Source organism: Mycobacterium shimoidei (assembly GCF_900417275.1).
Classification (GTDB): domain Bacteria; phylum Actinomycetota; class Actinomycetes; order Mycobacteriales; family Mycobacteriaceae; genus Mycobacterium; species Mycobacterium shimoidei.
This window is the reverse complement of record NZ_UEGW01000001.1, coordinates 3458040-3471968: the sequence shown is the minus strand read 5'-3', so window position 1 is coordinate 3471968 and position 13929 is coordinate 3458040. Positions and strand designations below refer to the sequence as shown.

Sequence of the window (13929 nt, the reverse complement as noted above, 5' to 3'; positions counted from 1 at the left end):
AGCCCGGCGGGGGCGGTGGCGGCGCGGCGCTCGGCGTTGTGTACCGGCGACCATCCGGCGCGCGGCGCACCAGCTTGCCGGGGCGTGGGCGTGGTAAGGGGCGCGGCGCGGTCACTGCTGTAGCCCGCCGCCGTAGTCGTACCACTCGCGCGGGGTGCCGAGTGGCTGTGTGGGCGGGTCTGCGAGCGGCATAGTGGCCGGTGTGTACTCGCCGTAGGTGCCCAGCGGGTCGCCCGCCAGCGCTAGCCGGTTCTCCCAGTCGGCCCGCCCCCGCAGGGCTGCTAACTCGGCCCGCCGACGAGCACGCTGCGCCTGCCAGGCTGCGTAGGCTTTAACTGCGGCCCACAGGCTTACGCCGATTAGTGCCCCAAGCACGATCCACTTCGCAAACGCAAAGATGATCGACGCCATAATCAGAACTGCCCAGCCGCTTACGTGGCTGCCTTCATGTACATACACGTGCTTAGCCATTACGCCGCTGCCTCCAATCCTGCTGTCGCTGTGTGGTGTTGGGTTCGTAGCTGTCGGCGCGGTAGTCGCCCTCAACCGAAAACCGCAGCCGCTGCGCGAACGCCAAGGCGTCTATCAGGCTGTCGGCCAGCTGCCCCGCCCGGTCAGCTCGCGCGCCTGTGAGGTGCTTGTGCGCCACCAGCACCAGCTGCCGCGCAGACACCAGGTCGGCCTGCGCCGCGTCGAGTGCGGCCATCGCCTTGCGTGTGTCATTGGCGCTCATGATGCGTCCGCCATTTCGCGCTTTTGCTCGCGCGCTAGCACGTCGCGCACGGTCGTCTGGTACCACCTGGTACCACCGCGTGGTGTCGGCTCGCCTTGCTCGGTTAGCCGCTTCGCAATCGCGTAGGCGCTCAACGCATCTCGTGTGTGCATGGTCATGATGCGCTTGGCCAGGTCGGGTGCGACCTGTGGTGGCCGGCCAATCAGCCTGCCTGCCTTGCGGGCTTTGGCCAGCCCTTCTTTGGTGCGGGCGCTCACCTTTCGCTTCTCTTCTGCGGCCACAGCAATGCGTACATCGGCCACGAGTCGCTGGTTTGCCTCGCCGCTGTCGGCACCCTCACAGTCCATCAGCCGCCAGCCGTTCTGCTCGGCGCGCTTGTACAGCTTCGCGCCGTCGAGCTGGTCGCGCGTCGCGCGGTCCAAGGCGCGTACCAACAGCGCATCAGCAATGCCCGCCTCAAGCGCAGCAATGGCAGTTGCCCTGCCGTACATGCGATCTGCTGCGCCACCGCTAACAACATCGCTGGTAATCGTCAGCAGTTCATAACCGCGCTGTGCGCAAAACTGTTGTAGCACTTCGGTTTGCGCACCCAGGCCGTGGCCGTTCTTGCCTTGGTCCTTTGTGCTCACGCGCACATAGCCGATCACCCGCAGCGCGCGGGCGTTCGGTTCGCCCATGGTCCCTCCTAGTCGGTTAAACGTCGAACCGTTCGGTTCGGCGATTACCCTACGCCAGCCAGCAATGCTCGCCTAGCCTTGTGGCCTGGGGCTACGCCTGCTGTGGCTAACGCTTACGCGCTTCGCCTTGGCTTGCCGCGCTGCATTGGCCCGGTTGGCCTGGCCGGCATCTGCGGTCGCATCATCTAGCGGCTCTAGCTGGCGCGTAGGCGTTGCGGTTGCGGCGGTGGGGGCGTCGGGTGCGTCGGCGGGCGTTCGCATGGGAGCGTCCACGTCGGCCCGCGATTCGGGCGGGTCTATGGGCACGATGTCCGCGTCGATTACGGGCAGTCCGCGCCGTGCCAGCGATTCCGCGCGGGTGATCGTCGCGACGTCCGCGACATCGGCCATGATCTGCTCCCACGGCTTCAACGCGACGCCCACATCCACACCCTGGCGCACGGCCATGCCAGCCCTGTCGAGCGCGTCACGGATCGCCTGCAGCGCAACATTATCGGCAACCTGGCCGTCTAGAGCAAACTGTAACAGCCTTTGTACCAACACATCTGCCGCCTGCTCAAGCCGCCGCTTCGCCTTCTCACGGGTCTGCGGCGCAGCTCCACCGTGGGAGCGGCACACATTCGACCCAAGCATCGCAGGCAGCTGACAGCGCTTTCCGGTGCGCTTGCTCCGCGCAGTACATTGGTGGTCGCCCGCCGCCAAGTCTCTCAAGAGGTCAGCGCGGTCTAGGGGTTCAGCCATTGTTATCGTTACCTCATTCCCGGTCGTGTTCGTGCGCAAGGCCATGGCATTGCATAACCGTTGCGGCGCGGCCTAGTTGGGTGCCCGCGCCTATTGCGCCTTTGTGGCGCCCACCAATATGGGGGCTGTTGTGCGGTGTACACGTTCACTGCAATCTCCAATCAGTAGTGGTGTTTTCGGTCGCGGCGAGGTAACCCGCCGAGGCACGTATCTTGTTAGCCGATGCGGTAGTTCGCGCAGAGTTAAGCCGGGGAGACGGGGAGACGGGGAGCGCAGTCGAGCGTCCGCGTGAAATCTCCCTACCGCGCGGATCGTATTTTTCGACATGACCAGGTCTTTTAAGTTTTCCGGTAGCCGGGGATCGAACGCGCGACAGTCTCCCCGGCTTCCCCGCCTCCCCGGCTTCCCCGCCTTAGCGGTTGTTAGCTGTATCAAGACTCGTCCTCATTGTTTACGTGGATACGGAATCCCTCATTGCCCCGATAGACGAACGGTTGCTTTGTGATCTGTCCGTCGTCTTCCAAATCACCAAGCGCCTCATTCACATACTGTTTGTCGGGACCACTGAACTGTTTCTTGATCTCATTGAGGGTCTGATCGTTCTTGGACCGCAGCTTCTCGATAACCTTCTCGGCAATCCGCGCCACCTTCTTTGCGCGTTCGGCTGCAATCCGTTCCGCCTCAGCAATTTTCCTGATGCCGGACGCCTGGCCGGCCTTCCTGTTACGCTCCCCAGCCTCGGCGGCCAGTGTCTCCAACACTTCTGCGCGAGTGCGGTCGCTGACCTTCATGGCCGTCCCTGCGAGTTCCCAGTCGTGCTCGGTGATCTCCTTGTGCTGGCGCAAAACCGCAATAGCCGCAGCCAGCTTCTCCTGGCACAGCAACTTGTGGCCGTCGAGCGGATCAATGTCGTCCGCATCGCCCAGTACCGCAAACGCCTGCTCATCAATCGCCGTATTAACGGCGTCTGGCACAGCCATGACCTCGAACCCATCAGGGTCGGCAGGCACATTCATGCGACATGCCAGAGCCACATTCGGGTCGATCCGGAAGACACCTTCCGAGGCGTCATCGGCAATGCTGGCGTCCGTCTCGGCCTGTACCCACGCCGGCAGTCCAAGTTTCGCCGGTTCGTCGGGGCGCTGTGTCGGGCGATTCGGATCACTCACCGGGAACCACACGAACCGCTGCGGCGTGCCCGCGTCCGCATCATCGAATATTGGTGCCGCCCTGAGCGGCTGCACGCCGACGATCATGCACAAGCGGTAGCGCTGGGACTGAAGGACGATGGCCTTGTCGTCGGCGGCATAGTCGATACCTAGCCGCTCGCCAGACCACGCATACCGCAGTTCGGACATCAATGTCGATCCGCCGCGGCCACCCGTCGCCGTCAAGGTGTCAACTTCCGGTATCTCGGCGAGCACCGACCAGTTCTTGCCGACCTGCATGGCGGGCTCACCTTTTGGCTTCTTGACGTAAGCGAAGCACTTCGCCAGCCCTTCACCGCTACCCGGCTTCTTCGGGTTCGGCGGCGGGTCAACCCCCAACCAGTCGAGCGCAGCCCCTATCGCTGCACTCTTAATGCTGCCGCTTTTGCCGACCAGCGCGACAAACAAATTCAAACTCGCATAATGACCAACCAAAGGCGGCAACACGACGTATGGCGGCACCGACGAGACAACGAGCGCGGCACACACGCCAAACATCGACCACGGCCCAACTCGGCGCGCCCGCGCGAACTGTCGCAGGTCGCTCAGCTCCGCGCAGGAGGTCCAAAATGCCTCCATTTCCGTGTCGGTCGGCAATTCATCATTCCGGTGTGCCCGCTCGGGGTTGGCATTTGCGGCAGCCCACTTCACGATCCGCGTGTACTCGCCGCCCAGCTGGGCCACACGCGCCGGTTCAGCTTCGGCGTCGAATGTTGCGGAATACGTCGAGTGCAACGTGCCGAACGCTTCACGCGCCGAGTAGCACCCCGCCATGGCCTCCGACATCGCCCACGGCAGCGCGGCAGTGATCTTCTCGTGTCGGGACGCACCCTCGGCGACTGCCGCTTTGAACCAGTCGGCTGGCCCGTCCACGGTATGTCGGCAGCCGCCGCGTCCGCACCCACCACCCGTATAGGTGTCCAAGAACAAGTCCAGCTCGGCGTCGGTCAGCGGGTCGGCGCTCTCGGCAGCTTCAGTTAGGCATTCCCGCAGCACTTCCGGCAGCGGGCCAACAGACCCAGTTTTGCGCTGGCTGTAGCAGCCGCCTTTGGTCTCAGCATTGGGGTGTGGTGTCGGCGCGGCGATAATGACGCCGTTCTTGCCGCGGACTTCCCCCCACACAGTGAAAGTGCCAGCGCCGTTACCAAATTGCTTGTCCGGCGGCATCGCGAAGATGTAATGCCCCCGGTCACCCTCGCGTCGAGTGCCCTGGACCGCCCCGGCCCTCGCCAGGGCGTCGGCAATGTCGCCGCGCCCGTAGACCCTGATCATGTCAACACTGTTAGCGTCCAAATCGAACACGAGCGCGCCGGATCGCCCACAGTGCAGCGCAATCCCGTAGTTGGGGCTATCAGCCCACCAGCGGCGTATCGTGTCAGGATCGCGGCTCGACAGTTCATGCCATTTGCCGCCGACGACACTGCCGGGGTTCTTGACATCCCCTGGATCTGTTGGGAGCACATACCAGCCGGCCTCTGCGTAGGCCAATGCAGCATCCATCAGCGATAGGCCGGCCACATCTGGCACACACAAACCGGCGCTCCGCGTTGGGTTTTCAGCGGGCGCGTCGTCCGGTATCATTAGGGGTGATCCTTTCGGGTCTTCTGTTGGAGCAGAACACCCCCAGCGCGCGCCCGCCAAGGTTTGCTGGGGGTGACTCCATTTTTTAGCGACTTGCAGCAATCTTCGGGTTCAGGTGCGTGTTGACACCGACATACCGCGTCGGCTTGGTCTGCCGCTTCGACTCAATCCAGTTGAGCATGTCGCGGCGGCTCACAAAGTTGCGGTTGCCCAGGCGAACTGGATGAACTTCGCGCTTGTCGAACGCAACTTTGATGCTGCACCGAGAAACTGGGAAGCCAAGATCAACCAGGTATTGCCAGGCGCCTTCCTGGGTAAGGTTTGCAACGTCCAAAGGGTCCACTGCCCGCCTCCAATGGTGGTCGGCGGCGCAGCGGTCAACCTATCTGGGAGCGCGCCCACTAAGTTAGGGCCGCTATCGGCCCGTGCCTCTAACTATACTGTAACGCCACGCCGCGCCGCCGATCTTTAGACCAGCGAACCCGACAGCGGCGCTTACGGTTTAGGGATCACTCAGTACAGCATTGTTACTGTCAGCTTGCCCGGTTGCTGGTCGAAACCATTAGCCAGCAGAATCTCGCGTATGGTGTTCAACGCTTCGTCCAGCGCGCCCGCTCGGCTCACGCACGTCTCCATGTCGAGCTGACGCCATGTCTTGTCGACATCTTCCTGGTACGCCACCGAGAAGGTGTCTTTGTGCTGCGTCGTCCAACTCACGGTCGTTCGTTCACCGCCGCCTACCGCAACTGTCACATCGCCGCGAGCACCGCCTAGCGACAATCGCGTTACCCGGTCCGGTTCTGTAGTTGTCACTTCTGTTGTCTCCTTGGTGTTGTGCCCGGCGGGCCATTCCCGCAGGCGTGCCACCAGGAGTACGCCCGATCCAACGCGCGTGCAAACGGCTAAATCTGGCGCCGTCAAGCCATTTTCGGCTCTCAGCGGCCCTCAGACGAGTTGCACATTTTCGCCGTGTATGGGGATACCCGGCGACTTTAGGACTTCCACAAAAGACCCTCAGAAAACTCTCAGACATCGCCCGTACAGCTGCGAACCACCCCGGCCCGCCCGGTTACTCAACCGGCACCCGGCAGGCTAGCAGCGGCCACGAGAGCCACCACGGCGGTGGGGGTCTATGGGGTGTCGGGCGGCCAGTCCTCGCGGGCCTCAAGCTCCGCGATCTTCGCGTTGGTCTGGTAGGTGTTCGCGGCGATCTTGCCGGCGAGGACTTCGCACACCCGGCAGCAGCGGAACAGCAACACGAGCGTGCCCCGGTTCACCGGCAGTAGCCGCGTTGTCCCACCGCACGCCTTGGCGATATGCACGGTGCACGACAGGTCGCAGTCGCCGTCGCAGCCGTACTCGGCGCAGTCCCAGCGGTCCAGCATGTTGATGTCGTGTTGAAGCACGCTGGCCATTTCCGCCGCAGGGCTCATGCGACGGTCCCTGTTGACTTGGTCATGCCAGCGGTCGCGCACGATGTTGACGTGGTTAGTGCCCACCCGCCAAATCTGTACGACGCCTTGCTCAGCCGGGGTATCGGGGTCGTATTCGGTGTCATAGGTGTTGTAGTGCAGCGATGGCGCCAGGCCTTGCGCACGTTCCCGTGACGCCTCACTCTCGCGGCGGTGAAACTCCGCTGCCGCCGCGTCGGCGCGTGCTGCTAAGGCAGGTACGCGCGCCGGATTGAACAGGATCGCGTCGGCAGCAGCGCCGTCGCCCCACACCTGGGCGGTGATTTGCTCGGCGCGGTCGATTGCGCGCACCTGTGTATTGGCGTTGGGGGCCATCGCGCGCGGGTTGCTCAGCGCCGGGAATCGGGTTCTGATTTCTTCGGGCGTCGTTGCCGGATGCCAGGGTTCATGCGGGTCCATGGCGCTCATGATACGGCCCGCCGCATGCCCTGGATGAAGTTGTACAAGTCAACCGTGCTGTACCAAATTGCCCCACTGATTTTGTAACTCGGCAATGTGTGGTCATTGGTCGCCCTGGTGATCAGGCCGTGCCCAACGCTGCTCAAGCCCATGACGTCGCGGTACCACTCAACCGCGCCATCCTTACCCTTCACTGTTGGGTCTGGTGATAAGTCCAGTTTGGTTTGTGCAGTGGCCGCGTTGGGCGGCTGCTGGTGAATTATTGCGGCTCGTGCCATCGGTACTCCATATTATCCGTTCGCGCGCAACGGTATCCGCGCATACCCCTAGAGTACCCGCTATTGCGTTTCAAGGTATCGCTTATGTACACGCGCGCCGCCAGTGCCTGTAATTGTCGGCGCACCAAAGCATTTCACGAGTAAGCTACCCGGTAATGTGACGACTTTAGGTAGGTGAAACATGGCCCAGGGTATTTCACTCCATGGTGATGTTCTTGTTAATTTGACAGCGGACGGGGTGGACTTAAATGAGATATGGGCCGAAGTCCAAGAGGTCTTGGAGCTTTTCAATCAGCAACGCACCAGCATTGCAAATCTGTTGAGCTACAGGACGGTTAACGTCGCCGACGCAATCCCCCAATCAATCACTAGTGATTCGTTTGAAGAGGCGACTGAGGTAGGTATTCCCAGGGCAATTCGGCCCCCAAGCGATGTCCTAAAACTTGGTTACGCATTCCGGGACTTCGATTTGTCGTTGCGGGCGAGCTGGAAATTTTTGAGAGAAGCGACGGCAGAACAGGTTCGGGCGCAGGTAACTCGAATCTTTGAGGCAGACAACAAACTAACGAACGGAACTGTACTGCGGCGTGCATTCGACCCTGCAACACAATTGAACGAATGGGGCCATACCTGCTACGGCCTCTGGAACGCAGACGGCATGGTCCCGCCGCCCTATCTCGGCAACACTTTCGACGGCACACATTCGCACTACCTCACCAGCGGCTCGGACACGCTCGACGCTGCCGACGTAGAGGCGATGATTCACCATGTGCAAGAACACGGTTACGGGGTACCTGGCGGTCCAAACAGTGCGACGCTTCTGCTGCTGTGTAACCCGTTGGATGTCGAGGACGCAGCGCTCACCGCCTGGCGCGCGGGCGTCGAATACGCCAGCGGCGCACCACTGCCCAAATGGGACTTCATCCCCAGCGCACTGATGCCCGCGTGGATTTCCCAGGAGACCATTCACGGCCCGGTGCCGAACGCAGAGTTTAACGGGCTGCAGGTGTGGGGTTCGTACGGTACCGCCCTGTTGATCCAAAGCTACTACGTGCCACGCAAATACGTGGCGCTCGTTGCAACGGGCGGGCCGAACAGCCAGGACAATCCCATCGGCTTCCGCGAGCACGTCAACGTTGCTTACCAAGGACTCCGCCACATTCCGGGCCACTGGAACGGTTACCCGCTGCAGGACAGCTTCTTTGCGCGTGGTTTCGGCGTCGGCACTAGGCATCGTGGCGCGGCTGTGGTCACCCAGATCACAACCGCATCGTCATACACGCCGCCGACCACGATTGAAACGTAATGGGGTGCAAGGCTAATGCCAGTACGCGCACCTGAGCCGTGGCGCGAACCGCCGTCCGCGTACGAGCGCTACGAGCAGTGGCAGCGCCGACCCCGCGTGCGCCGTTCACGCGACCCGCTCACCGGCCAAGCCGAAGTAGGCGACACCGAACTGTCGTGGGGCGAGGGGTTAGTCGCGCCGCACGCGAACGGGCTGCCGCCGTCGATGGGCGGGCAGTACATGCCCAAGGCTCCAGCCGTCGAACCGCTGCCAGGCTCGGGCGGTGTCGGCCCGCCCCGGCAAAGGTGGCGGCCACGCAGCGAAGCTCGCGGCTACCCCGGCGAACCCATGGGCGGATGAACCGTGGTACGGCGCAAAGCTGTTCGCAAGGGTGGCCGTCGCAAAGGCCGCAAGTACCCACCCGGTGTAATACCCGGCCAGCCAGCCGCTGGCCACAAGCCATTCAAGTCAAAAGCACAGCAGCGCTTGTTTTTTGCTAACCCGCGTCTGCGGCGGTGGGCATTAGGTAAAGCGCACGCCACCGGCGAGCACCACGAACTCGGCAAGGCGAGCAAGGCCGCGTACGCACGGCTGCCCAACCGCAAAGGCAGCACCTACAAGCGGGTACCGCTGCGCGCTAGGCCGGGACGGAAGCGTGCCCGGTAATGCGGAGCCAGCCGATTCACCGCGCTCGGCGGGTTCACATGGCTACGGCCACGCTAGCCCGCCGTACGGCGGTCACTAGACCGCAGCCGGGGCGGGGTGTAACGGCAAGGTGTCCAACAGCTCAGCACTCTGTAACCCCTGCCCCGGTTGCTACCCACAGAAAGATGAAAGGTTGGTTTTCATGGCTACCAAGAAACAGGCCGCGCACCGCGCCCGGTTCGCCAGGCAAGCTCGCGCCGGTACAGGCAAGGTCGGTCGCCGCGCAAAGAGCACGGCTGCGCCCAAGCGCAAGAAGAAGCGGGCTAAGTAGGGCCTGCGGCTTCCTGTTCCTGCGGCCCCGCCCGGTTGGTCTAATAGTCGTCGGGCTCGTCGTAGCCAAATTCTTGCGCCACTGCGGCTATCGCTTCATCGTCGTATCCGACGGGCACGAGGTTCGGTTCCGGCCCAACGCAGGCCGAATCGACCGGCTCCGAGAATGCGATCATCTCTGCGACGAAAGACGTTGCCTGCTCTGCTAGCAGCGGGTCATCGCACACGAATCCGGTTTCAAGGTGATACCTCGCCGCCTCAGTCCAGTTCGCAGACCCGAACCAAACGCTTTGCGGTGTAAAGCGGCACTCTACATAGTAGTCCGGTGCAAAGTCAGGGCCGAAGCTCTCGGCTCCTACCTCGCCGAGTACGAGCAACTTGGCGTGCGGTATCGGCTTTTGCTCGTCTTTGCGCTTGCGCCAACCGAGAACCCGCACAGAGTCAATCTCATAGGCCGTTGCGTCCTTTGGGGTGTACGGGCCAATCGTCAGCGGTGCCGCGCCGTCCACGGCAGGCATAAGTTCGCGCAACTCGTAGATAGCTTCATTCGGCAACGCCTTGTCGGCGTTGATGAGTTCAGGCCGTACCATCGGCATTTCATTCGGCTGTGCCTTGTCTACGACAACGCAGTAAGAAGTCAGGGCGAGTAAGCGTTTCGTCACGGCCTTGCTCGTTAGCCACGGCACGCAACCGATGGCGGCGGGGTACTTTCCACTGCGGCGGGGTGCGGCAAGGTGCTCGTCTAGCACTTCGCACAGCCCGTCAACGACCTGCCCACCGAACCACGCTCGCCATCCAGCACCTTCCGGCCCCCATGCGCGCGGCTTGCCCGACCACCGTCGAAAAGGCTCATAGTCGCCCAGCGGCTTCGGATTCATCGGCTTCTATTTCCTCAGTATCAGCCAGGGTCTACGGTCCCGAGGCACCCGTTTTCGCACACGGTTGAGAGTGTGAAGGGGATTCCCGCCCCGCCCCAGGTGCCCTGTTGGCCCTCGGTGACGATCAGCTGCCCATCACACTTAAGGCACCGTTTCGTCGGGTGTCGGTAGGTACGTACGTTCTGGATCGCCATCGTTTTTCTCCTGTCATGCTCATCGCCAGTATGCGCCCCGGCACCAACACAATCGCCCTGCCCATGCGCGTGTCTCATGCGCCGCCCTCGGGGTCTTGACGCTCGTTACTCGGCCAGTCGCCGCCTCGGCTGACCCTGCCCATCGCCGCAAGCGCCAGGTGGGCCCTGTCAGGCGGTATGGCGGGCTGTGGGGCGGCTCCATTACCGGCGAGCCAGGCGACCCGCTTCACCCCGGCGCTACCCCGGCGTCCAGGGGCGATTCCTAGCCCTACCGCCCCCGCACCCTAGCCTTACCGTAGCCAGCCAGAAACCGCATCTGACCTGTGAGTATGCCGGGTTAATGGCCTGGTCGGCATGGGGTAGCCGAAGAGTTCCGAAATATCCAAGACGGCGGCCATACCTGGGCGTCACAGTGGGACCATGACGTCTTCGAATCCGACCGTTTGGTTGACGCTGCAAGCACATAACGCGCCAAAGCTCATCGACTACTACGTCAACACCTTCGGCTTCGTGGTCGCTGCGCGGTACGGCGAAGGCGACCGGGTCGACCACGCTCAGCTCAACTGGCCTGAGGGCAGTGGCGGGATCATGCTGGGCAGCTACAAACCCGGCGCCGAGTGGAGCCGCGAACCCGGCACCGCCGGAGGGTACGTCGTCGTCAGTGATCCAGGCGCCCTGTATGAGCGCGTGCTGTCCCACCAGGCCGAAATCGTTCGGCCGCTGGCCAAAACCGACTACGGCGCAAACGAATTCGTGGTTCGTGACCCCGAGGGCAACTTGTGGTCATTCGGCGACTACCCCGGCGAGCCGTTACGGAATTGAATCGCATGCGTTCAATCCGTATCACCGCGAACCTGCCAGTAGACGATGTCGATACAGCGAAAATCTTCTACACCGACTTCCTCGGCCTGAGTACCGAAGAGTTCAACCTGGGTTGGGTGGCCCGCTGCACCTCGCCCGACGGCAAGGCATGCGTTCAACTGGTGTCCGGCGACGCCACCGCACCGGAAGATTCGGTCATCTCAGTCCACACCGATGACATCGACAGCGCCTACCGCGAGGCACAGCAGCGTGGCTACGAGATCGTGCATCCGCTTACCACCGAAGCGTGGGGAGTGCGCCGGTTCTTCGTCCGGGCACCGGACGGAAACGTGGTCAACGTCGTCCGTCACCGGGATTGATCCGACACGCGCCGCATGCACAACACCCCGCGGACGCCGTGCCCGCGGGGTGTTGTGACGGTGTCGGAGGAAGTTGTTACTTCAGGTCGAAGCGATCGTTGTTCATGACTTTGACCCAGGCGGCGACGAAGTCCTCGACGAACTTCCCCTGGTTGTCGTCCTGGGCATAGACCTCGGCCAGTGCCCGCAACACCGAGTTCGAGCCGAACACAAGGTCATTTGCGGTCGCAGTCCACTTCAAAGCGCCCGACGCCCGGTCGTAACCCTCGTAGACGTTCTCCGAGGTCTCCGACGCCTTCCACTCGGTGCCCATGTCGAGCAGGTTGACAAAGAAATCGTTGGTCAACGCACCCGGCCGGTCGGTGAACACACCGTGCTTGCTGCCGCCATGGTTGGCACCGAGCGCACGCAGCCCGCCGACCAACACGGTCAGCTCCGGAGCGGTAACCCCCAACAGGTACGCCCGCTCCACCAGCAGCTGCTCCAACGGTGCCTTCTCACCGGGACGGACGTAGTTGCGGAACCCGTCGGCGCGCGGTTCGAGCACCCCGAACGACTCCACATCGGTGTTGTCCTGCGTGGCGTCGGTGCGTCCGGGCGCGAAATGCACCGAGATCTCGTAGCCGGCATCTTTGGCGGCCTTCTCGACTGCCGCGGACCCGGCCAACACGATCAGGTCAGCCAGCGAGATCTTCTTGCCGCCGGATGCCGAGCTGTTGAAGTCCTGCTGGATCCGCTCGAGGACCGGTAGCACCTTTTGCAGCTCGCTAGGCTCGTTGGCCTCCCAGTTCTTCTGCGGTTCCAGGCGCAGCCGGGCCCCGTTGGCGCCGCCGCGCTTGTCGGTTCTGCGGAAGCTGCTCGCCGACGACCAGGCCGTCTTGACGAGCTGAGGCACCGACAGGCCGGACTCGAGCACTTTGCTCTTCAGCGCGGCAACGTCGGAGTCGTCGACCAGTTCGTGATCCACCGGCGGCACCGGGTCCTGCCACAGCTGCGGCTCGGGAACCCAGGGCCCGAGGTAGCGCGAGATCGGACCCATGTCACGGTGCAGCAGTTTGTACCAGGCCTTGGCGAACGCCTCCTCCAGTTCCTCGGGGTGATCCAGCCAGCGCCGCGTGATGTCGCGGTAGATGGGGGACTCGCGCATCGAGATGTCGGTGACCAGCATCGTCGGGACGCGGCCCGGCCCGCCGAACGGGTCGGGGATGGTGCCCGCACCCGCGCCGTCTTTGGCCTGGTACTGCCAGGCGCCGGCGGGGCTCTTGGTCAGCTCCCACTCGTAGCCGTACAGCGTTTCCAGGTAGGTGTTGTCCCACTTGGTCGGGGTGGGCGTCCAGACGACCTCCAGGCCGCTGGTGATGGCGTCCTTGCCCTTCCCGCTGCCGTACGAGCTCTTCCAGCCCAGTCCCTGTTGCTCGATCGGAGCAGCTTCCGGCTCGGGACCGACCAGGTCCGCGTCGCCCGCGCCGTGGGTCTTGCCGAAGCTGTGGCCACCCACGATGAGGGCTGCGGTCTCCTCGTCGTTCATCGCCATCCGCCCGAATGTCTCGCGGATGTCGATGGCGGCGGCGATCGGATCGGGCTTTCCTTCAGGGCCTTCCGGATTCACATAGATCAGACCCATGGTGGTGGCGCCGTACGGTTCGGCAAGGTCGCGCTCGCCGGAGTAACGCTTGTCGGTACCCAACCATTCGTCCTCTTCGCCCCACAGGATCTCTTCGGGCGCCCACACATCTTCGCGACCGAAAGCAAAGCCGAAGGTCTTGAACCCCATCGACTCCAGCGCCACGTTGCCGGCGTAGATGATCAAGTCGGCCCACGAGATCTTGTTGCCGTACTTCTTCTTGATCGGCCACAGCAGCCGGCGCGCTTTGTCCAGGCTTGCGTTGTCCGGCCAGCTGTTGAGCGGGGCGAAGCGCTGCAATCCGTGGCCGCCCCCGCCGCGGCCGTCGTGGATGCGGTAGGTGCCTGCGGCGTGCCAGCTCATGCGAATGAACAGGCCGCCGTAGTGGCCGTAGTCGGCGGGCCACCAATCCTGCGAGGTGGTCATGAGCGAGATCATGTCGGCCCTCAGCTCATCGAGGTCGAGCTTGGCGAATTCCTCGGCGTAGTTGAAGTCCGGGCCGAGCGGGTTAGAGTCCGGGTGGTTCGGGTGCAGGACCGACACGTCGACCTGGTCGGGCCACCAATCCCGGTTCGTCAGCGGCGCACGGGACTTCGGTTTGGGCGAGGGAATCGCCGGATTTTCGCTCTCGCTGGTGCTAGCCGTCTTGGTGTCGGCGTGCGGCGGGCGGCTTTCAGAGGTATCGGATGACACAATATTCCTT

The 13929-nt window shown here is 63.1% G+C and carries 15 protein-coding genes and 1 pseudogene; 6 read left to right on the top strand and 10 right to left on the bottom strand.

Going from position 1 to position 13929, the window contains the following annotated elements; genetic code table 11:
- Positions 1-111: 111 nt before the first annotated feature.
- The 8 genes from MSP7336_RS16780 to MSP7336_RS16745 all read right to left on the bottom strand — a co-directional run bounded on the left by MSP7336_RS16780 (position 112) and on the right by MSP7336_RS16745 (position 6811).
- Positions 112-411: a hypothetical protein gene (locus MSP7336_RS16780; RefSeq protein ID WP_181786816.1), complete on the bottom strand. Its 300-nt coding sequence runs from the start codon at positions 409-411 to the stop codon at positions 112-114.
- Between the two features lie 52 nt (positions 412-463).
- A complete protein-coding gene (locus MSP7336_RS16775) occupies positions 464-733 on the bottom strand; it encodes a hypothetical protein (RefSeq protein WP_113964160.1) in 270 nt (89 codons plus the stop codon).
- Positions 730-1410, bottom strand: coding sequence for a recombinase family protein (locus tag MSP7336_RS16770; protein WP_113964159.1), 681 nt, complete (start codon positions 1408-1410; stop codon positions 730-732). Before MSP7336_RS16770 ends, MSP7336_RS16775 begins: the two co-directional genes overlap by 4 nt.
- Positions 1411-1482: 72 nt before the next feature.
- Positions 1483-1857 (bottom strand): hypothetical protein, encoded by a 375-nt coding sequence (locus MSP7336_RS23575; protein ID WP_181786814.1) that lies wholly within the window; start codon positions 1855-1857, stop codon positions 1483-1485.
- A gap of 725 nt (positions 1858-2582) precedes the next feature.
- Entirely contained in the window at positions 2583-4940 is a 2358-nt protein-coding gene (locus tag MSP7336_RS16760; protein ID WP_113964157.1) for a bifunctional DNA primase/polymerase, read from the bottom strand.
- A gap of 85 nt (positions 4941-5025) precedes the next feature.
- A complete protein-coding gene (locus MSP7336_RS16755; protein WP_113964156.1) occupies positions 5026-5283 on the bottom strand; it encodes a hypothetical protein in 258 nt (85 codons plus the stop codon).
- 170 nt (positions 5284-5453) lie between these two features.
- On the bottom strand, positions 5454-5657 hold the full coding sequence (locus tag MSP7336_RS16750) for a hypothetical protein (RefSeq protein WP_142706802.1): 204 nt from the start codon (positions 5655-5657) through the stop codon (positions 5454-5456).
- Between the two features lie 413 nt (positions 5658-6070).
- Positions 6071-6811 (bottom strand): hypothetical protein, encoded by a 741-nt coding sequence (locus MSP7336_RS16745; protein ID WP_142706800.1) that lies wholly within the window; start codon positions 6809-6811, stop codon positions 6071-6073.
- 459 nt (positions 6812-7270) lie between these two features.
- Here MSP7336_RS16745 and MSP7336_RS16735 point away from each other — a divergent pair, with 459 nt between their 5' ends.
- The 3 genes from MSP7336_RS16735 (at position 7271) to MSP7336_RS24510 (ending at position 9350) form a co-directional block, all read left to right on the top strand.
- Positions 7271-8395 (top strand): hypothetical protein, encoded by a 1125-nt coding sequence (locus tag MSP7336_RS16735; RefSeq protein ID WP_113964152.1) that lies wholly within the window; start codon positions 7271-7273, stop codon positions 8393-8395.
- Positions 8396-8410: 15 nt separating this feature from the next.
- Positions 8411-8734 carry a hypothetical protein gene (locus tag MSP7336_RS16730; RefSeq protein WP_244917482.1) on the top strand — a complete coding sequence of 108 codons (324 nt, stop codon included), beginning with the start codon at positions 8411-8413 and terminating at the stop codon, positions 8732-8734.
- 487 nt (positions 8735-9221) lie between these two features.
- Complete coding sequence (locus tag MSP7336_RS24510; RefSeq protein ID WP_280524366.1) at positions 9222-9350, top strand: hypothetical protein; 129 nt, start codon at positions 9222-9224, stop codon at positions 9348-9350.
- Positions 9351-9390: 40 nt separating this feature from the next.
- Here MSP7336_RS24510 and MSP7336_RS24320 read toward each other — a convergent pair whose 3' ends face one another.
- Positions 9391-10227, bottom strand: a complete 837-nt coding sequence (locus MSP7336_RS24320) for a phospholipase D-like domain-containing protein (RefSeq protein WP_244917481.1) — start codon at positions 10225-10227, stop codon at positions 9391-9393.
- 553 nt (positions 10228-10780) lie between these two features.
- Here MSP7336_RS24320 and MSP7336_RS24315 point away from each other — a divergent pair.
- The 3 genes and pseudogenes from MSP7336_RS24315 to MSP7336_RS16700 all read left to right on the top strand — a co-directional run.
- Positions 10781-10888 (top strand): annotated as a pseudogene (locus MSP7336_RS24315) (AraC family transcriptional regulator); the annotation flags it as partial.
- The gene (locus MSP7336_RS16705; protein WP_069396352.1) at positions 10842-11243 is read left to right on the top strand and encodes a VOC family protein; all 402 of its coding nucleotides are present in this window, start codon (positions 10842-10844) and stop codon (positions 11241-11243) included. The pseudogene MSP7336_RS24315 and the gene MSP7336_RS16705, both read left to right, overlap by 47 nt.
- A 5-nt stretch (positions 11244-11248) precedes the next feature.
- Positions 11249-11602, top strand: coding sequence for a VOC family protein (locus MSP7336_RS16700; protein ID WP_069396351.1), 354 nt, complete (start codon positions 11249-11251; stop codon positions 11600-11602).
- 76 nt (positions 11603-11678) lie between these two features.
- On the opposite strand, the gene katG is transcribed toward MSP7336_RS16700, so the two are convergent.
- A complete protein-coding gene (gene katG, locus MSP7336_RS16695; protein WP_113964151.1) occupies positions 11679-13919 on the bottom strand; it encodes a catalase/peroxidase HPI in 2241 nt (746 codons plus the stop codon).
- Positions 13920-13929: the final 10 nt, after the last annotated feature.